Source organism: Pseudomonas caspiana, from assembly GCF_040224095.2.
Lineage (GTDB): Bacteria > Pseudomonadota > Gammaproteobacteria > Pseudomonadales > Pseudomonadaceae > Aquipseudomonas > Aquipseudomonas caspiana.
This window is the reverse complement of the sequence record NZ_CP167995.1, coordinates 2,752,124-2,771,608: the sequence shown is the minus strand read 5'-3', so window position 1 is coordinate 2,771,608 and position 19,485 is coordinate 2,752,124. Positions and strand designations below refer to the sequence as shown.

The following is a 19,485-nucleotide window of genomic DNA, read 5'->3' as shown; positions in this document are numbered from 1 at the left end:
CAGTGCCTTTGACGTAGCAGATTGGGGGCTGTTCCACCCTTCTCCCTGCTAACAGCGCGGATTCTGTGGGAGCAGAGCTTGCTCGCGATGCATGAGACCCAGCCAGAATAAACACCGCGTTATCGTTTATCGTCGGAATGCCGCCCATACCAAGCCCTGCTTCCACAGAGGATCATCACAGCCATCACTGGCGTCACTCAAATTGCTATCCGGCGCAGCACCAGTGCTCGGGAAAATTCGTCGAGCAGGTCCAGATAACGCCTGCCCGGCACGTCGGCGAGCAAACCTCGGGTATAGGGATGGGCCGGAGCCTGGAAGATTTGTTCGGTATCGCCCTTCTCCACCACCTTCCCCGCCTGCATCACCACTACCTGATCGGAAATCTGCCGGACCACCGCCAGATCATGGGAGATGAACAGGTAACTCAAGCCCAGCCTCTGTTGCAGATCGGCCAGCAGCGCCAGGATCTGGGTTTGCACCGAAGCATCCAGTGCCGAAAGCGGTTCGTCCAGCACCACCAGCTCCGGCTCCAGCGCCAGGGCTCGGGCGATGGCGACACGCTGACGTTGTCCCCCGGAAAGCTGCCCCGGCCGGCAATGCAGCAAACGTGACGGCAGCTCCACCTGCTCCAGCAGTTGTGCGGCGCGGGCCGAGCGCCAGGTTTTGTCGCCGATGGCATAAGCCTGCAACGGTTCGGTGATGATCTGCTCCAGCGTGAAGCCAGGGTCCAGCGACGCATACGGGTTCTGATACACCACCTGAATCCTGCGGCGCAGCGCTTGCCAGTCACGGCGGGTGTATTGGCTGATTTCAGAGCCATCAAACAGCACCCGCCCGCTATCAAGCTTTTCCAGGCCGAGGATCAGTCGCGCCGTGGTGGATTTACCCGAGCCCGACTCTCCCACCAGACTGGTGGTGCCTCGGCGCAGCAGCGTGAAAGACACATCGTCCACGGCAGGCAAACCCGGATTGCGCCAACTGGAAAAGTCCTTGCCCAGTCGCTCGACCACCAACAATGGCCGCTCGTTTTCGAAGGCCGGACTACGGCGTTCGGGCACCACTGGATGAGCCGCCGCTGACAGCGCCGGCACGGTTTTCAATAGTTCGCGGGTATAAGCATGCTGCGGTCGCTGGAACATCTGCCGGGTATCACCGCTCTCAACTACACGCCCACGGTACATCACCAGAACACGATCAGCCCGGTCCAGCGCTACACCCAGATCATGGGTAATCAACAGCACCGCGGTGCCGCGCTCCCGGGCCAGAGCCTGCAACCGATCAAGAATCTGCCGCTGCACGCCGACGTCCAGCGCGCTTGTAGGTTCGTCGGCAATGATCAGCGCCGGATTGTTCGCCAGCGCAATCGCAATCAACACTCGCTGTCGCATGCCACCGGACAATTGATGCGGGAAGCTGCGCTGTACCCGCTCAACGTTTTTCAGGCCGACTTCATCCAGCAAGCGTACGGTGCGTAATCTGGCGGCGGCCTTGGGCACGCCGTGAATGGTCATGGCTTCCTGCAACTGGGCGCCGATGCGTTTAACCGGGTCCAGAGACAGGCCGGGGTCCTGCGGAACAAAGCCCAATACATTGCCGCGCACATTGCGCCATTGCCGTTCGCTGGCGGCGACTTGTTCTGTACCGTTAAGCAAAATACTCCCGGACTCAATGCGGGCATTGCCCGCTAGCAGCCCGACCAGTGCCGATGCGGTGGTGGACTTGCCAGAGCCGGACTCACCCACCACGGCCAGAATCTCGCCAGGGTACAGGGCGAAGTTGATTTGACTGACGCCATCCACCCGGCCCTCTCGGGTCTGGTAGCCGATACTCAGGTCGCTGACCTGTAAAACTGCAGTCGCGGTGCTCATGATTTGTTTCCCTGTAAATCCTGCACTGCGCGCGCCAGCTGATTGGCCGCCAGTACCACCGATGCGACCACCAGCCCCGGCAAAGTCGTGTACCACCACGCGGCGACCATGTAGTTGCGCCCCTCGGAAATCAACAGCCCCCATTCCGGTTGCGGTGGCGGCGCGCCAAAACCCAGAAAGCTCAAGGCCGAAACAGCCAGAACCGCGCTGCCGAACTCCAGTGCTGCGAGGGCCAGCACCGGCCCGGCAGCATGCACCAGGATATGCCGACGTATGATCGTCCAAGGCCCTACGCCACAGGACACCGCCGCTTCAACGAACACCGAAGTGCGCCAACGCAAGACTTCGCCGCGCACCAATCGGGCGAAAGTCGCCACTGACGAAAGCCCCACGGCCAGCGCGATATTCAACGTGCCAAAGCCGAGTACGGTAATAATCGCCATGGCCAACAGCAGCGACGGGATGGCCATCAGCACTTCCACCACGCGCATCAGAAACGCATCCACCAGACCACCGAAGTAGCCGGCGATGACCCCGAGGAGAATGCCTGCCAGCAAGGCGATCGCCACCGCCAGCGCGGTAGCCTGCAACGAAATCGCAGAGCCATGCACCGCTCGGCTGTACAGGTCGCGGCCTAATTGATCGGTGCCAAACCAGTGTCGGGGACCAGGGCTTTGCAGCGCTTCAGTGGGCACGCCCAGCAACGGGTCATAGTGGCTGAACGCACCCGGCCACAATGCCCACGCCAGCACTGTCAGCAGCACGGCAACCCCCAATGGCAGCAACGGTCTGCTGCGTAGCAAGGCAGTGAGTGCGTGGCTCCAGTGCGGCTTGCTGAGCGGTGCACTGGCGAGGCTATCCAGCGCCAGGTCGTTATTCAGTACGCGGGTCATTTGCCGGTTCCTCCATGAATACGGGGATCAAGCAGCGGGTACAGCAAGTCCACCAACAGGTTGACGCTGATGAAGATCAACGCCGCCAGCACCACCACGCCCTGCACCAGCGGAATGTCTTGACCGCTGACGGCGCCCTGGGCCAGTCGGCCGACACCTTCGCGGGAGAATACGGTTTCAGTGACCACTGAACCGGCCAGCAGATTGCCAACGATCACCCCCGACAGACTCAGCAACGGAATGGCCGCGTTATGCAGCAAATGCACGAACAACAACCGGCGTGGGCTGAGACCCTTGGCGATCAATACTTCGACAAAAGGCTGCGCACGCACCGCCTGCAACGAGCGAGTCAGCACCTGGGCAATGACTGCGGCAGTCGGAATTGCCAGGGTCAGCGCAGGCAACACCAAGGCGCTGAAGCCCTGATTGCCCATGGCCGGGAACCAGTGCCACGAAAATGAAAACCCCTGCAGCAGGAGCAATCCGATCCAGAAAGTCGGCAACGACACTGCCACCGACGGGATGCCCAGCAGTGCATTACGCAACCCGTCACGCTTGACCAGATTGGCGGTCAGCGCCAGCGCAATACCCGCCAGCAAGGCGAACCCCAACGCCAGAAACGTCAACGCGGCGGTGGCAGGCAGTGCCTGGGCCAACGACTGAACCACCGGCTCACCGCTCTGTATCGAACTGCCGAAATCCAGATGCACTGCCTTCCACAAGGCAATGCCGTATTGCACGGGTAACGGTTGATCCAGATGGTATTCGGCGCGCAATTCGTCGATTTGCACCTGGTCCACCGCCGTAGGTTCACCCTGCTGGTTGAGCATGATGCTCACCGGGTCGCTGGGTAACGCGTACAGAATCACAAATGACACGCTGAACGCCGCCCACAGCACCAGCAGCGCCTGGCCGATACGGCTGAGCAGATAAATCGATGCCTGCCTGAGCGGAAAGCGGGTCGCGACTTCATTGCCGGGGGTGGTCAGTAAACTGTTGCTCATGGTGGTTCCCATTGAGGTTGAGCGGGTCCATCTGTAGGAGCTGCCGAAGGCTGCGAAAGCATTCGTTCTGACGCTGCGCGAATCGCAGCCTTCGGTAGTTCCTACAGGTCCGTGGCTACTGTGTTTCTACCGCTGCAACCACGTATCAAAAAACTGCAATCGCGATGACGCTTCGTAGTGCAGCCCTTTCACTTGTTTGCCGTGGGCCAGGACCGAGGACAATTCGATCAGGGGAATCGCGTGGCCTTCACGCAAGAGGATCTCGCTGGCCTGATCAGTCAGTTTCTGGCGTTGGGCGCTGTCCAGCGTGGCTGCGGCCTGCTGCAGAATCTGATCCACCTGTGCTGGCTGACGACGGTTGTAGTTACGGCCGTTGACCTCGTAAACGGTACGCACCACGTCCGGATCGGAGCGGGTCAGGTTGAAGAACGTCAGGTGCATATCGCCGCTGGCCTGCAATGCTGCAATTTGACTGATGGTGGATTTGTTCAGACGCAACTCCACGCCCACCTGACGCAACTGCTGTTGTACCAACTCCAGAATCGGCGCGTTCTGCCAGTAACTGAGTTGCAGCGCCAGGCGCTTGCCTTCACGTACACGGATACCGTCAGCGCCCACCTTCCAGCCCGCCTCATCCAGCAGTTGTTTCGCGCCATTCGGGTCATAAGCCAGCAACGAGGAAAAATCGCGGTAGAACGGCGTGCTGCTGGCGAGCAAAGCGGTAGCCGGTTTTTGATAGCGGGAAATGATGCTGCGCAATTGCTCGCGATCAATGGCTTTGATCAATGCCTGACGGACCTTGACGTCGCTGTACAAGGGGTCGGTTTCGTCAGGTGTCAGGTTGTAAACCACGCCAGGATTGGCCCGGGTCAGTAAGGGAACGCTTTGAGCTTCCAGCACGGCTTCGTTCTGCGGCACCACCGCGGTATCGACGTCGATCTGCCCCGAGAGCAGGCTGCCCAGACGTACGCCGGACTCCGGCACGATGACGAACTCGATGCCGTCCAGCCAGGCTTTGCCTTTGTGCGTCGCCAGTGACGATTCCCCGGAATACGCCTCGTGACGCGCCAGCACTACCTTCTGGTTATGCACGAACGATTTGATCACAAACGGTCCACTGCCAATCAGATTGCCTTGGCAACGATCAGCCGGTGGTAGCGCCAGTGTCGACGCCGCCAGCAGACCAAGACTCATGGTCGAGGTGGCTTGCAGGAACTGCGCGTTGGACTGGCCGAACTCGATAACCACCGTATTCTGGTCCGGCGTCTCGATGCTTTTCAGGCCTGTCAGATAGGTCGAACCCAGTACCGAGCGCGCGCCCAGCGCCACAATATTTTCGAAGTTGGCCTTCACCGACGCGGCGTTCAGCGCGCTGCCGTCACTGAACTTGATGCCTTCGCGCAGGTGAAAGGTGAAACGTCGTGATTGGGCATCGACTTCCCAGCGACTCGCCAGCCAGGGCACGATCTCGCCGGTTTTCGGGTCCTGATCGGTCAGTGAATCGACCACCTGCCGGCCCACGTTCAATGCGGTGTTGTTACCTGCCTGCTGCGGATCAATGCAATTGGGGTCGCCATCCAGCGCAACTTTGAGAATGCCGCCCGCCACCGGGCTGGCGTTGGTTTTAGCGCTCGGCGCGTTGGCCTGATCGCCGCATCCAGCGAGGGTTACGGCGACGAAGAGCAAAGCCAGTCGAACGCCGGTGACAAGGTTTAACGAAGTGCTCAAGGTCATAAGGAACAACTTTCTCTGAAGTCTGGCTTGGACCCTGTGGGAGCTGGGCTTGCCCGCGATAAGCCTGGACGCGGTTCACTTTGGATCGCCTTCAGCCTTATCGCGGGCAAGCCCGGCTCCCACAGGGATTTACTGTGCTGCTGAGTAGCGATTCGCGATATACGGCAACCCGAGGTTTTCCCGCAGGCTCTTGCCCTGGTATTCGCGCTGGAACAGCCCGCGACGCTGCAGCTCGGGCACGACGCCTTCGGCGAAGTCGCTGATGCTTTCGTGCAGGCCGCTGAACATCACGTTGAAACCGTCTGCTGCTCCCGCTTCAAACCATTGCTGGAAGTCATCGGCGATGCTTTCAGGGGTGCCGATCAGAATCCGGTGCCCGCCCGACGTCAGCTTGTTGAACAGTTGGCGCACCGTTGGCCGCTCGCGGCGAATCAGGTCGAAGACCAGCTTCTGGCGACTCTTGTGAGTGTTGGTGTCGAACTGTTCCGGCGGTAACGGCACCACTTCGTCGAACGGCAGCTCGGAAAGGTCGAAGCCCAGACTGGTGAACCGGGAGATGGTGCGCAGGAAGGTTTTGGCGTCGAGCAACTCCTGCATACGGTCGTACTTGGCCTGAGCCTCGGCTTGAGTTCGCCCCACCACCGGCGAGACGCCCGGCAGTACCTTCAGGTGTTCCGGGTTACGACCCAGCGCCGCCGCGCGCTGCTTGATTTCGGCGTAAAACGCCTGGCCTTGCTCCACCGTGTGTTGCGCCGTGAACACCAGCTCCCCCGCTCTGGACGCCAAAGCACGCCCGGCATCGGAGGAGCCCGCCTGGGCAATCACCGGATAGCCTTGAAGCGGTCGCGCAGCGTTCAGGGGGCCTTTGACCTGGAAAGATTTGCCGTGGTGATCCAGCACGTGCATTTTCTCGACGTCGAGCCACGTACCGCTGGCCTTGTTCTGAACAAAAGCGTCGTCTTCCCAACTGTCCCAGAGGCCAGTGACCACGTCATAAAACTCTTCCGCGCGTTCATAACGGTCCGCATGCTGAACATGGGCATCCAGATTGAAGTTCTCGCCACCGCCCAGTGACGTGACCAGATTCCAGCCTGCCCGGCCGCCACTCAGATGGTCGATATTGGCCAGCTTGCGGGCAATATTGTAAGGCTCGTTGTAGGTGGTGCTCGCGGTGCCGATCAGGCCGATATTGCGGGTAACCAGCGCCAGCGCTGGCATCAGCACCAATGGGTCCCAGCGCACGCTGTTCGGACCGCGCGCCAGGGCTTCCAGGTCCAGATCAACGTTCAGGCTGTCGTTGAAGAACAGCGTATGAAAACGGGCTTTTTCCAGAGTCTCGGCGATCCAGCGAAAGTGACTGAAGTCCTTGAACGAATCGGCAGCCGCCTGCGGATGACGCCAGCTGGAGCCCAAAATCCCGGCGCTGGGAATGAACGCGCCAAGGATGATCTGTGGTTTTGCGTTGCTCATGCTTGATGCCCCTGTCAGAAGGTGTAACTCACGCGGGTGTACCAAAGGCCACCATAGGGATCGAATGGCGAGATGCTGCCGAATTTCGGGAAGCCGTTGACGTCGCCAGCGGGGTAAGCGTTGTTGTCGGCCCGCACGTCGAACAGGTTGTTGGCGCCGACTGCTACACCGAGGCTGTCGGTCAACGCATAGGCGACTTCCAGATCAGTGATCCACTTGGCACCGAAGGTCACGTCGTAGTCAGGATTGACGTCACGGGAGATGACTTTGTCGTAGCGATTGACTGCCAGATTGATGTCGAACCTGTCGATCTTCCAGTTACCGCTGAGGATCAGCTTGGTTTTGGGATTGGCCACGGTCAGATAGCCTTGGGCAACCCGGTCGAACAGTTCGAGCCCGGTGGACGCCAATGCGGAAGGTGTGGATTTGATGCTGTCGATTTCAGTCTTGTTGTAGTTGAAGGCAAGACCGTATTTGACGCTGCCATAGCGGCCGTAATCGACTTTGTAATCAGTGACCAGATCAATACCGCGGGTGGTGGTGTCGGCCGCGTTGGTGAAGTATTTCACCCGGTAACCGGGCCGGTAGCCCTGCTGCTGAAGTATCTGGTCAACACTGTTGCCGAACAGAAAACCGGTCAGGCCGATGCGGTCCTTGATTTCGATCTGGTAAGCATCGAGGGTCAGGTTCGCCGCAGGCACCGGTTTGTAGGTGAAGCCCACGCTGATGTTGCGCGACTTTTCCGGGTCCAGGTCGCTGGCGCCCAAGGCCTTGGCCAGTGCCGAATCAACTCTGGCAGTCTTGGCCTCAACGAACTGCAGCACACCGTTGACCGAGGTGTACTGGTTGGAGGTCTGCGCATAGGTGGACTGCGACAACGACGGCGCCCGGAAGCCGTTGCTCAGGGTGCCGCGAATAGCAAATTCGGGGGTGAAATCGTAGCGCAGCGCGAGCTTGCCGCTAGCGGTATTGCCGGAACTGTCGTCATATTTCTCAAAACGCCCGGCGACGCCGACGTAAAGCTTTTCGGTCGGGTTGATGCCCAGATCCAGATAGGTCGCATAGCTGTTACGGCTGTTCTGCCCTTCGTCTTCGGGCGTGAGCGTAATCGCGCCTTGCGCACCGATGGCTGCCGGTCGCCCGGCCAACGGGCCGCTCGGGTAAACATAGCCGCCATTGATATACGAAAGCGGGTCATCGGACTCTGTCTTGTAACGCTCATGACGGTGCTCGGCGCCCCAGGAAACCTGCAAGGGTTTGGCCAGGCCGACTTCGAAGGCACGGGTCAGGTCGAGGTTATTGGTCCATTGATCGAAGGTATTGGAGTAGGTATCGAAATGGGTCGGGCTGGAAGGTCCCAGCGATGCATTGAGTGTTTCATCGGTACCGGCCTGCCCCTTGTCCCGGCCGAAGGTGGAGCTCAGGTCCCAATTCCAGTCCTTGACCAGACCCTTGGCCCCTGCCGCGACCTGATAGTCGATCTCTTCAAGGGTGTAGAACGGTGCCGTACCGTCGGGATAGATCTCGGGAATGATGTTGGTTGAATTCGGCCGTCGGTAGTTCTGCCCGCCCCGTGCATCGCGTTTGCTTAGCGTGGAGAAGGAATACAGGCTCAGGTCGTCATTGAGCGGCAGCTCGGCGTTGTAACCGACGTTGATTGCCTTGATCTTTGGCAGCCCGTTTTTTTGCAGTTCGCGATTCGTCGTCGCTTCTCGCGGATCGGCCGAGCCATCGGGTTGCGTGTAGTACAACGCCCCCGTCGCATCACGGGAACGGACGGCAGTCTGCTGCGACTTGGCGTCCAGAGCAAAATTGAAGAAACCATCGTTGGGCAGCGCAAAACCGGCGTTGAGCGCCTGCTTGATAATCTCGCCATCACCTTTGTAATACTCGCCAAACTGGGTGCTGGCCGAGCCCCCGTTGTCGTTTTGCTTGAGGATGATATTGATCACCCCGGCGATGGCGTCCGAGCCGTATTGAGCCGAAGCCCCGTCGCGCAGTACTTCGATGTGGTCGATGGCACTGATCGGGATCATGTCCAGATCCACCGGATTGGTGCCGTAGGCCGCCGTCGAATCGAGATTGATCACTGCGCTGTTATGACGGCGCTTGCCGTTGACCAGTACCAGCACGTTGGAGCCGTTGAGGCCGCGCAAACTGTAAGGCCGGGCGATGCTGTCATTGGAGCTGCCCGACGGTCGCTGGCTGAAGGAAGGCAGCGACTTTTCCAGCGCACCACGCAGGCTGCCAGAACCGGTTTTCTCCAGTTGCTGGGCGCTGATCACATCGATCGGTGCCGGGCTGCTGGTGACGGTCCGAGCTTCACTGCCCCGAGAGCCGGTGACAATCACTGTGTCCAACGTATCCGTGCTGCTGTCAGCGGCCAGCGCCACGCCCGGCAGCAGGCTGAAACCGGCGAGGAACAACGGTGCCAGCGAAGGTGCCACCGCGTAGGAGTTCATTTTCATAAGAATCAACTTTCCAGAATTTGCTTGAAATCGTTACGCCACAGCGGTCGCACATCGACCTGCTGGCGAATCAATTGATGTTCAAAAAAGGCGTCAGCGACTTGCTGCTGGGAGGCGATGGACTGCTCTGAAACCGGCACCATGCGCTGCGCTTCGCCACGCAGACGGAACTGATCCAGATACAGCGCAGCGTCTATGCCGGTGATGTCCTGATTACGCTGTGCCCAGGCTTGCGGGTTGTTCTGCACCCAGGCCCAGGTGGCGCGCTCACGCTGGAGAAAGTCAGCGACCTGCGCACTGCGTTGCGGGTCCTGCAAGACCCGCTGCGTGGTGGCAATCAGCGTGTTGCCCCGGTAGTCGCTGACGTTTGGCAAGCGGGTGCCGCCGGACTGCACGGCCTGAAGCACGGAAATCCCACCGCCGATTACCGCATCCAGGTGCCCACTGCGGAACGCGATCAGTGCCTCCTGGATCGGCATCGGGATCGGTTGCACGTCCTTGAGAGACAGACCGTGCTGACTGAGCAGACGCAGCAGGAAGTAATGGGTATTGGTGGCCCGCACATAACTGATCTTCTTGCCCTTCAGATCGACGACTTGCTGGATACCGGCATCGTTGCGCACCACGATGCCGATGTCGCTGACATCACCAGGAATGGTTGCTACCAGCGCTATCGGTACCTTGGCAATTGAGGCGAAAATCGGCGGAATCTCGCTCATATACACGTAGTCGAGGCTGTCGCTGTTCAGCGCTTCCAGGACCAGATTGCCGCCGCCGATGTCGACCCACTCGACCGGATAAGGCGTATCGAGCTGCCCGGCCAGGCCCATGAACGAAGCTGCCGAGCCCTTGTAGCGCCAGACGCGCAGCGGCGCCTGTTGCGAGCCTAGTACTGGCGGGGTGATGGAAGCCAGCAAGCCACCGGCGGCGGCAATCGCACTGCCCGTCAGCAGTTTGCGTCGGGTAATAGCAACCATACTCAGGCCAACAGATCAGGTTGCTGGGCGATGATCTCGTCCCACAGCGGCTGGAAGTTGAGCCAGGCAAATAGCTCGTTACGCGCCCTGCTTTGGGCACTTGGCGGTTCAACCTGCGGAATCACCGGCACCCCGGCGGCACGCGCCAGCAAGTGCGAACGCGCTACGTCTTCGGCGAGAATGAAACGCCAGGCCGCGCTTTCGACCGTTTCCCCGACGGTCCAGACGCCGTGGTTTTGCCAGAACAACAGGTTATTGCCCGCAAAGCTGTCGACGAACGCGCCGGTCACGATGTCGCGGTCCTGCTCCAGGGTGCCGTCGGCTCTACGCAAATCGTGACGCGGGAAAATCGCCTGATCGCCGACGAAGGCTCCCGCTTCAGCCGTGATCGGATCGAACAGTTGGGCAAGCGATGACCATGTGCGGCCGTAGAAGCCATGCAAATGGGCAATGCCTACCACTTCCGGGCGGGCTTGCTGTAAGCCGTAGTGCAAGTCTAGCGCGCTGGTATTGAGCAGTCCGTCGCCTTCGACGACCTGGCCTTGAGCGTCAACGCGAAGCAATTGCGAAACGCTGATCCGGGAAAAAGGCACGCCCAGCGGGTTGATCCAGTAGTGGTCGGTTTCGATGGGGTCGCGCGCCGTGAAGTGCCCGGCAAGGCCGACTTCGAATCCATAACGGGAAAACAGACGATAAGCGGCCGCCAGACGTTGCTTGCGATGCAACCGCTCTTGCAGCAAATCGGCATGGCGCGGAACGGTGTCGAGTGTCAGACGGTTATTGCTGTTAGGCAGGCTGTAGATGCTTTTAGTGACGGTGGGTGCATGGCTCATTCGGTTCTACTCAACCAGTGCTCGTGTTGCCGAGCTTTTTTCTTCAGGCGAACGCCGTCACTGCGCGGATATCAATGGCGCGACGACAGGTTGGCAATTCAAGGAGGTCGGAGCACGCAGCGCTGATAGCCGGTGGGTCCGAAACGGGCAGGAAAACTAGCTGGTCATGGTCGAGATCCCTCGCATAGTGGCGGGTTATTGCTCTCCTCCACCGTGCGAGGGGTCGGGTCGAGTCATCGTGCTGTTGCCGCTTGTGCGGCTGACGCTTAAGAACCTAAAGCATGGAAATGAGCTTGTGAAATTCCTTATCGATCTAACCTAATATTTAATAAGGTTATTTATTATCGTCCAGTTCATTCCCTAAAGGCATATCCAGGTGATAGAGCCCTTATAGGCGAGTGGCGCAGTTGCCACCGCTGGAGGCGCTTGAACCATGGCTCATCAGGCGCGAACCACTAAATAAATATCAAGCATAATAAAAATCCAAACCAATCAATAAAATACATATTAGCTTAGAACCAAAAAGCCTTTTACAGCGACTAATCATAAGAATACGGTCTTAGAAAATCAGCCTGACTGTGTGATCAGTCAGCCTTCCGTGCACCCACTTCCCGCTGTGTAAAGGATTCATCCATGCCCCTGAGACATTCCTCGGCAACACCCAATCACGCCACAGGCGTAGCGATACACAGCCTCATGGGTCACGGGTCGAGGATTGCGCGATGAGTAAACGCTTCCCCTTGCTTCGCCTGCTGGCCGCCTGTGCCACAGCTGCTACCCTGCTGGGCTGCTCACCGTCCGCTCAGGACCTGGAAGCCAACAAGACCTTGAAGATCGCTTTTTTCCGCGATAACACCACGTTGGTCAGCCTCGACCCCTTTCAGGTTTACTGGCTTGAGCACCGAGTGGTACTGCGCAACGTCGCCGAATCGCTGACCGATCAGGACCCGCAGAACGGCAAGATCATTCCCTGGCTGGCCGAAAGCTGGGAAGTCAGCGACAACGCGCTGGAATACACCTTTCATCTGCGCAAAGACGTGACCTTCAGCAACGGCACGCGCTTCGATGCCCAGGCAGTAAAAGCCGCCTATGACTCCAACAAGGCCTTCGCCGCCCAACTGCCCACCACATTCGGCGCAACCTACCTGAAGGGCTACGATCACGCCGAAGTCGTCGATGACTTCACCGTGAAGCTGGTGCTGTCCACACCCAATGCAGGCTTCCTGCAGGCCACCTCTACCACCAACCTTTCGATTCTCGCCCCGGAATCCTACAAGCTCAGCGTGAAGGAGCGTTCATTGGGCGCGATTATTGGCACCGGGCCGTTCGTGCTGGAGCGCTATACCCCGGAAAGCGGCTTGAAGCTGGTCAAGCGCAAAGGCTATGCATGGCCGTCCGCCAACGCGAAGAACAAGGGCGAAGCGCACCTCAATACCGTTGAAGTCAGCTACGTGCCGGAGGAAAGCGTGCGCAATGGCCAGTTTGTACAGGGCCAGGTGGACATTCTCTGGCCCCGCGCGCCTTTTTCCGAAGTCGACTTGAACCTGTTCAAATCCAAGGGCGCAACCATCCAGAGTCGTTCGCTGCCAGGCCCGGCGCTGAACTTCTACCCCAACACCCGTGGTACACGCATCCTCGCGGATCGAAATGTGCGCCTTGCGCTGCAAAAAGGCATCGACCGCAAGACCTACGCGGCCACTGTGTACAACCCACAGTTTCCGGTGGTGACCAGCATCTACGACGTCACCACGCCGTATTACAAGAACAAGTCCGATCAACTGGCCTACGACCCGCAAGGCGCGGAAAAGCTGCTGGATGACGCAGGCTGGCAAAAAGGTCCGGATGGCTATCGCAGCAAGGACGGCAAACGCCTCAAGCTGGTCTACAACCTGTCCCCGGCAGAAGGTGCGGGGGATGTGCTGATCCAGGACCAACTGCGCAAAATTGGCATCGAGCTCAAGCTCAATGTGCTGACCACCGCTGAATGGGCCGCCGCCAACGCCTCGGGCAACTATGACCTGACCTCCACCTACATGACCCGCGCCGATCCGATCATTCTGCAAACCATCATTGATCCGCGGAGCGCCAACAGCTCGACCCTGGCCACCAACCTTTACGCACCGGAAACCCTGCCCAAGGCACTGGAACTATTCGACGCGGGCCTGACGGCAACCAAAGCCGAACAACGCGCCAAGGCCTACGGCGATTTGCAGGATCTGCTGATCGAAGAAGGCTCGGCGTTCCCGATCTATGAGCGCGTCTGGCAGGCCGCGACCGCCAAGAAGGTCCATAACTTTTACTGGACTGCCGAAGGCTTTGCGCTGCTCAACGACATCGAGATCGCAGCGCCATGAGCCGCTACGTGATCGGCCGGATTGCCCAGGCACTGCTGGTGTTATGGGGAGCGTATAGCGTGACGTATTTCATCCTGTATTTACTGCCGGGTGACACGCTGTCGATCATGCTCAGTGCCTCGGGTGTCGAAATCGATGCGCTGTCGCCTGAAGAAATCGCCAAGGCCCAGGCCTACTACGGTCTGGATGGCGGGATTTTTCAGCAGTACTTCCACCTGTTGTGGGGTGCCGTGCAGGGTGACTTCGGCAGCTCGCTGACGCTCAATCGGCCGGTGTCAGAATTGCTCGTCGAGCGTCTGCCGCAAACATTGGCGCTGGCCGGCCTGGCCATCGTGTTTTCGCTGATTGGCGGCATCGGTCTGGCGTACCTCGCCGCGTATGTGCGCTGGCAACCGCTGAAGGTCGCCCTAGCGCGACTGCCGTCACTGGGCTTTTCAGTGCCGGTGTTCTGGATGGGCCTGCTGTTGATTCAGTTGTTCGCCTTCACCCTGGGCTGGTTCCCGGCCACGGGCAATCAGGGCTTTTCCAGCCTGATCCTGCCCGCCGTCACTCTGGCGATTCCCAGTGCAGCGGTTTACGCCCAAGTGCTGCAGCGCGGTTTTCAGGGTGTCTGGAAAGAACCCTACATCATTACCGCTTACGCCAAAGGTCTGAGCCGCGCTCAGGTTCAGGCCCGACACGCATTCAAGAACGCCGCTCTGCCGTTGCTGACCCTGATCGGGTTGCAAGTCGGCAACACGGTGTCCGGGGCCGTGCTGGTGGAAACCATTTTTGCCCGCTCCGGCGTCGGTCGGCTTGCGCAAGAAGCCGTGCTGCGCCAGGACATCCCCGTGGTACTGGCAATCGTCGCGGTGTCCGCAGCAGCCTTTGTGCTGGTCAACCTGATCGTCGATCTGCTCTACCCCGCGCTCGACCCGCGTATCGCCCACACACCAAAGGTCTCCTGACGCCATGACTATTTTTGATAATCGCCTTGAACGTCTGGCCCGCAGTTTCACCAAGACGGATGCTGCACCGCCTGTACTGTGGCGCCGCCGCAGTCGTTTCAGCCGGGCACTGGAGGCCACTCAACCGCTGTTGCGCCGACCGGGTTTCGTGCTGGCGGTGGCAATCATTGCCTTTGCGTTGTTGTCCGCCGTGGCGCCCAGCCTGCTCACCCACTTTGCGCCTTACGCCACCTCCCCCATCGACAAACTCACACCGCCCAATGGCGTGCACTGGTTCGGCACCGACGAACTGGGCCGAGACCTCTATACCCGCGTGGTCTACGGTTCTAGCCTCTCGGTACAGGCAGCATTGCTCGCGGTCGGTATCGCGCTGGCAGGCGGCTTGAGCCTGGGCATCGTCTCCGGTTTCGCTGGCGGACGTATCGACGCCGTAATCATGCGTTTCATCGATGTACTGTTGGCCCTGCCCGGTCTGCTGCTCGCACTGGCTATCGTTACCGCGATCGGCTTCGGCACCATTCCGGTAGCCATCGCGGTAGGCGTCGGGATCATTCCCGGCTTTGCCCGAACCACCCGCGCCGAAGTGCTGCGGATCAAGACCCTGCCCTATGTCGAGGCCGCACGCCTGGGCGGCGCCAGTTGGACCCGGACGCTGTTGCGGCACATCCTGCCCAATGCCTGGGGCCCGGTCGCCGTGCTGGCCACGCTGGATTTCGGCGCGGCGATTCTCGCCACAGCGGGCCTGAGTTTTCTCGGCTTCGGCGCAGAGCCACCTGCTGCTGAATGGGGCACCCTGATCGCCAACGGCCGTCACTTCCTGATGACCGCGCCGTGGGTGTCGTTGTTGCCAGGTCTGTTCGTGGTCGCCGTCGTGTTCAGCTTCAACCACATCGCCCGCACCCTTGAGGAGACGCAACGATGAGCATCGCCGATGCATTGATCGACGTGCGCCAACTGGCTGTTGCTTACCGTTTTGGCGGGCTGGTCAATCAGGCTGTGCGCGGCGTTTCCTTTCAGGTCGCCAAGGGCGAAACCCTGGCCATTGTCGGCGAGTCCGGCTCCGGCAAATCGACCATGGCCAATGCCATTCTTGGTCTGCTGCCAGACAATGCAGTGGTGACTGGCGGCGAACTGTGGGTCGACGGAACGGACCTGACCCACGCCTCTGAACGACAGAAACGCCAGCTTCGCGGCAGCACCATTGGCCTGGTGCCTCAGGACCCCATGGTCGGTTTGAATCCGACCCTGCGCATTGGCAAGCAAATCGGCGAGGCGTTGATTCAGGCTCAGGGTCGTCGTTATCCCGCCGTGGACGCCGATGTGCTGGAGTTGCTGCAACAGGTCGGTCTGGACAATCCGCTGCTGCGCGCCCGGCAGTACCCTCACGAACTGTCGGGCGGCATGCGTCAACGGGTGCTGATCGCTATTGCCCTGGCGGGCAACCCGCGGCTGATCATCGCCGACGAACCCACCAGCGCGCTGGACGTGACCGTACAACGCAAGATACTTGACCACCTGCAACGGCTGGTGGCCGAGCGAGGCATTTCGCTGCTGATCATCACTCACGATCTGGGCGTGGCCGCAGATCGCGCGGACCGGGTGCTGGTGATGAAAAGCGGTGAGCTGGTCGAGCAAGGTCCGCCGCAACAGATCCTCATCAACCCCAGCCATTCCTACACCCAGGCATTGATCGCCGCAGCACCCGCCTTCGGCCAGCGCAAGACGCCCGCTGCACCACGCCCTACCGCTAACAGCAAGGCGCCGATTCTGACTCTGGAGAATGTCGGGAAGTCGTTCCGGCTGCCTTATGTGAAAGGCGAAAGCGCGGAGTTTCAGGCCCTTGAAGACGTCAACTTCAAGGTTTATCCGGGGCAGACGCTGGCCATTGTCGGTGAGTCCGGCTCGGGTAAAAGTACTGCGTTGCGCATTGCCTTGGGCCTGGAAAAACCGACTCAGGGCCGCGTACTGTTCGAAGATCAGGACATTACTCACTTGGGCTGGGGTGAGTTCCGCCCGCTGCGCCGACGCATGCAACTGGTGCAGCAAAACCCCTTCGCTGCACTCGATCCGCGCTTCACCTTGTTCGAGAGCATCATTGAACCGCTGGTGTCGTTCGGGTTGCTCAAAGGCCGGGATCTGGAGCAGGCGGCGCGCAAGCTGATCGAGCGGGTGCATCTGCCGGTGGCTTATCTTGATCGTTTGCCACGAGAGCTTTCCGGGGGCCAGCGACAGCGGGTTGCCATCGCACGGGCACTGGCGTTGCAACCGGACTTGTTGCTGCTCGACGAACCGGTCTCCGCCCTCGACGTCTCGGTGCAGGCGCAGATTCTTGATCTGCTGGTGGAGCTGCAAAGCGAACTGGGCATTGCCTACGTGCTGGTTTCCCATGATCTGGCCGTGGTTGCCAGCGTAGCTCATCAGGTGTTGGTGCTGCGCCAGGGCAAGACCGTTGAACAAGGCGCTGCCAGCGACATCTTCGACCAGCCGGAAGCGGCGTATACCCGTGAGCTGATTGATGCCATACCGGGGCGACGGCTGGAGGTAGCAGCGCAATACTGACTTGAAACTCATTCGGCAGCGCTCATCAAACAAAATATAACCACATGATTTGGAATGCTCTTCTGTAGGAGTGAGCTTGCTCGCGATAGCATCAGCACAGGCAATATATTCATCGACTGATAGACCGAATCGCGAGCAAGCTCACTCCTACAGGTACTGTGTTTACAACTCGATGTTGGTAAACATCCCACAAGGACAATCATGACCCGCACCCTTCTGGCGTTGACCCTCGCCTCGCTTCTCGCACCGGCACTCAGCCAGGCTGCGACGACGGATATCACCGACGCGCAATACGCAAAGGTGCTCGAAGGCTCATGGCGAGCCAAGGAAAACAGCGCTCGCGACAGCTATCGTCATCCACAAGAGACGTTGAAGTTCTTCGGTCTGCAGGCTCAGCAGACGGTAATCGAAATCACGCCTGGGGGTGGCTGGTACAGCGAGATTCTTGCTCCGTTGCTCAAGGAGCATGGGCATTACATCGCCGCCCTTCAGGCACCTTCCTCCGGCGACTATTACAAGAAAGCCGCTGATGGCCTGAAGCAAAAGTTCAAGGCGGACCCGGCACGCTATGGCAAAGCCGAAACCATCGAGTTCGATCCCCAGGCACCGGCATTTGGCAAACCCGGCACAGTCGACCGGGTACTGACCTTTCGCAACGTACACAACTGGGTCCTGGCCGATGACGCGCCACAAATGTTCGCGGCTTTCTTCAAGGTGCTCAAACCCGGCGGCGTGCTGGGCGTAGTGGATCACCGCGCCAAAGACGGCGCTGATGTCAGCAGCATCAAGGACAGCGGCTACCTGCCCACCGATTACGTAGTGAAACTGGCCACGGATGCGGGTTTCAAGCTGGACGCGCAAAGCGAAGTCAACGCCAATCCGAAGGACACCAAGGACTATTCAGCAGGCGTCTGGACCCTGCCGCCGTCTTACAAACTGGGGAAACAGGACCGGGCGAAATATGCGGCGATTGGCGAGTCGGACCGGTTTACGTTGCGGTTTGTGAAGCCGGTGGGTGAGTAGCGTTTTGGGGGTGTGCAGGCAGCTGTTCTGTGGGAGCGGTGCTTGCCCGCGATAAGGCCAGATGCGATCTAAAGTGAATCGCGTCCAGCCTTATCGCGGGCAAGCACCGCCCCCACATGAAACAGCATTCCACACCAAGTCCTATACAGGCTGGCTAATGTGCTGCTGATACAGCGCATTCAGCCGCTCGCTGACCCGAGCGAATCGGTCGGCCATCAGCCACGTTGACCGGGGTGGGACGAACACCTCACTGGCGCTGTAAACCTCGCTGCCTGTCAGCAACCCCCATCAAGTCAGAGTAACGATTTGTAAAACATCCCCGCCCCTCTCACCGACAGGCGCCCGCCTTACCGGGTCTGGATGTGTTTCTATCCATGACACCTCTGTTACACCTTCAAGAATGAAAGGAGTCTTCGTATGCCCGCCCACTCGCTCAGTCGTCGCCACTTCATTCAGGCAAGCTCAGCGCTGGCCGCCATGGCAGCCCTGTCTCCCCTGCTCCCGGCGTTTGCCGCAACATCGCTGCTGACCCGCAAGATTCCCGCATCAGGCGAGGACTTGCCGGTGATTGGCCTGGGCACTGCCCGAACCTTCAATTTTGCGGTGACTTCAGAAGAGATGACTCCGGCGCTGCAAGTACTAAAGACGCTATTGAATGGCGGCGCGAAGTTGATCGACACCGCGCCTAGCTACGGCGATTCTCAAGCCGTAACCGGTGAATTGCTGACCCGCGCCAACGCCCACCGTCAGGCCTTTATCGCCACCAAGGTCTCATCGACCGGACGTGAGGCGGGGCTTCGCCAAATAGAACAAGCGTTCAAGCAGCTACAAACCGAGCGCATCGACCTGATTCAGGTGCACAACCTGCAGGACACCGCCACGCAATTGCAGACTTTGCGCGAGCTTAAGCAACAGGGCCGGATTCGCTACATCGGCGTGACGCATTACGTCGAGTCCGCCCACGACGAACTGCTGGCCGTACTGCAAAAAGAGAAAGTCGACTTCGTACAGGTCAACTATTCCATCGGCGCCCGCAACGCTGAAAAGCGTCTGCTGCCCTGGTGCGCAGATAATGGTGTGGCAGTGTTGGCCAACCGCACGTTCGAAGCCGGACGACTATTTGCCAAGGTCAAAGGTAAACCAGTGCCGGATTGGGCGTCCGCTGAACTGGATGCCAGTTCATGGGCACAACTGATGCTCAAGTTCGTGCTCGCCAACCCCGCCATCACCGCAGTGATTCCGGCGACCAACAACCCGCGTTATGCTGCCGACAACCTGCTGGCGGGCCAAGGTCGATTGCCCGACGCCAGCTTGCGTGAGCGGATCGCCGAACTGTTCGCCTGATCATTCACAGC

Annotated in this window: 14 protein-coding genes; 6 read left to right on the top strand and 8 right to left on the bottom strand. The window is 59.6% G+C overall.

Annotated elements, in window-relative coordinates:
- Positions 1 to 197: 197 nt before the first annotated feature.
- The 8 genes from ABRP31_RS12715 to ABRP31_RS12680 form a co-directional block, all read right to left on the bottom strand.
- Positions 198 to 1,868: an ABC transporter ATP-binding protein gene (locus ABRP31_RS12715; protein ID WP_349973130.1), complete on the bottom strand. Its 1,671-nt coding sequence runs from the start codon at positions 1,866 to 1,868 to the stop codon at positions 198 to 200.
- Positions 1,865 to 2,761 (bottom strand): ABC transporter permease, encoded by an 897-nt coding sequence (locus ABRP31_RS12710; RefSeq protein ID WP_349973132.1) that lies wholly within the window; start codon positions 2,759 to 2,761, stop codon positions 1,865 to 1,867. The genes ABRP31_RS12715 and ABRP31_RS12710 overlap by 4 nt, the downstream gene beginning before the upstream one ends.
- Entirely contained in the window at positions 2,758 to 3,765 is a 1,008-nt protein-coding gene (locus tag ABRP31_RS12705; RefSeq protein WP_349973134.1) for an ABC transporter permease, read from the bottom strand. The genes ABRP31_RS12710 and ABRP31_RS12705 overlap by 4 nt, the downstream gene beginning before the upstream one ends.
- A 126-nt stretch (positions 3,766 to 3,891) precedes the next feature.
- Positions 3,892 to 5,499 carry an ABC transporter substrate-binding protein gene (locus ABRP31_RS12700; protein ID WP_349973136.1) on the bottom strand — a complete coding sequence of 536 codons (1,608 nt, stop codon included), beginning with the start codon at positions 5,497 to 5,499 and terminating at the stop codon, positions 3,892 to 3,894.
- A 129-nt stretch (positions 5,500 to 5,628) separates the two neighbouring features.
- On the bottom strand, positions 5,629 to 6,969 hold the full coding sequence (locus tag ABRP31_RS12695; RefSeq protein ID WP_349973139.1) for an LLM class flavin-dependent oxidoreductase: 1,341 nt from the start codon (positions 6,967 to 6,969) through the stop codon (positions 5,629 to 5,631).
- A 14-nt stretch (positions 6,970 to 6,983) separates the two neighbouring features.
- Positions 6,984 to 9,437, bottom strand: coding sequence for a TonB-dependent receptor (locus tag ABRP31_RS12690; RefSeq protein ID WP_349973141.1), 2,454 nt, complete (start codon positions 9,435 to 9,437; stop codon positions 6,984 to 6,986).
- A gap of 5 nt (positions 9,438 to 9,442) precedes the next feature.
- Positions 9,443 to 10,414 (bottom strand): ABC transporter substrate-binding protein, encoded by a 972-nt coding sequence (locus tag ABRP31_RS12685; RefSeq protein WP_349973143.1) that lies wholly within the window; start codon positions 10,412 to 10,414, stop codon positions 9,443 to 9,445.
- Between the two features lie 2 nt (positions 10,415 to 10,416).
- Positions 10,417 to 11,247, bottom strand: a complete 831-nt coding sequence (locus tag ABRP31_RS12680; RefSeq protein ID WP_349973144.1) for a class II aldolase/adducin family protein — start codon at positions 11,245 to 11,247, stop codon at positions 10,417 to 10,419.
- A 722-nt stretch (positions 11,248 to 11,969) separates the two neighbouring features.
- Between ABRP31_RS12680 and ABRP31_RS12675 the strand changes: the two genes are divergently transcribed.
- The 6 genes from ABRP31_RS12675 to ABRP31_RS12650 all read left to right on the top strand — a co-directional run bounded on the left by ABRP31_RS12675 (position 11,970) and on the right by ABRP31_RS12650 (position 19,474).
- Positions 11,970 to 13,601 (top strand): ABC transporter substrate-binding protein, encoded by a 1,632-nt coding sequence (locus ABRP31_RS12675; protein WP_349973147.1) that lies wholly within the window; start codon positions 11,970 to 11,972, stop codon positions 13,599 to 13,601.
- On the top strand, positions 13,598 to 14,548 hold the full coding sequence (locus ABRP31_RS12670; protein ID WP_349973149.1) for an ABC transporter permease: 951 nt from the start codon (positions 13,598 to 13,600) through the stop codon (positions 14,546 to 14,548). The genes ABRP31_RS12675 and ABRP31_RS12670 overlap by 4 nt, the downstream gene beginning before the upstream one ends.
- Positions 14,549 to 14,552: 4 nt before the next feature.
- Positions 14,553 to 15,470, top strand: coding sequence for an ABC transporter permease (locus ABRP31_RS12665; protein WP_349973151.1), 918 nt, complete (start codon positions 14,553 to 14,555; stop codon positions 15,468 to 15,470).
- Positions 15,467 to 17,107 (top strand): ABC transporter ATP-binding protein, encoded by a 1,641-nt coding sequence (locus ABRP31_RS12660; RefSeq protein ID WP_349973153.1) that lies wholly within the window; start codon positions 15,467 to 15,469, stop codon positions 17,105 to 17,107. Before ABRP31_RS12665 ends, ABRP31_RS12660 begins: the two co-directional genes overlap by 4 nt.
- A gap of 201 nt (positions 17,108 to 17,308) precedes the next feature.
- Complete coding sequence (locus ABRP31_RS12655; protein ID WP_349973155.1) at positions 17,309 to 18,130, top strand: methyltransferase; 822 nt, start codon at positions 17,309 to 17,311, stop codon at positions 18,128 to 18,130.
- Between the two features lie 417 nt (positions 18,131 to 18,547).
- Positions 18,548 to 19,474 carry an aldo/keto reductase gene (locus tag ABRP31_RS12650; protein WP_349973158.1) on the top strand — a complete coding sequence of 309 codons (927 nt, stop codon included), beginning with the start codon at positions 18,548 to 18,550 and terminating at the stop codon, positions 19,472 to 19,474.
- The last annotated feature ends 11 nt before the right edge of the window (positions 19,475 to 19,485 follow it).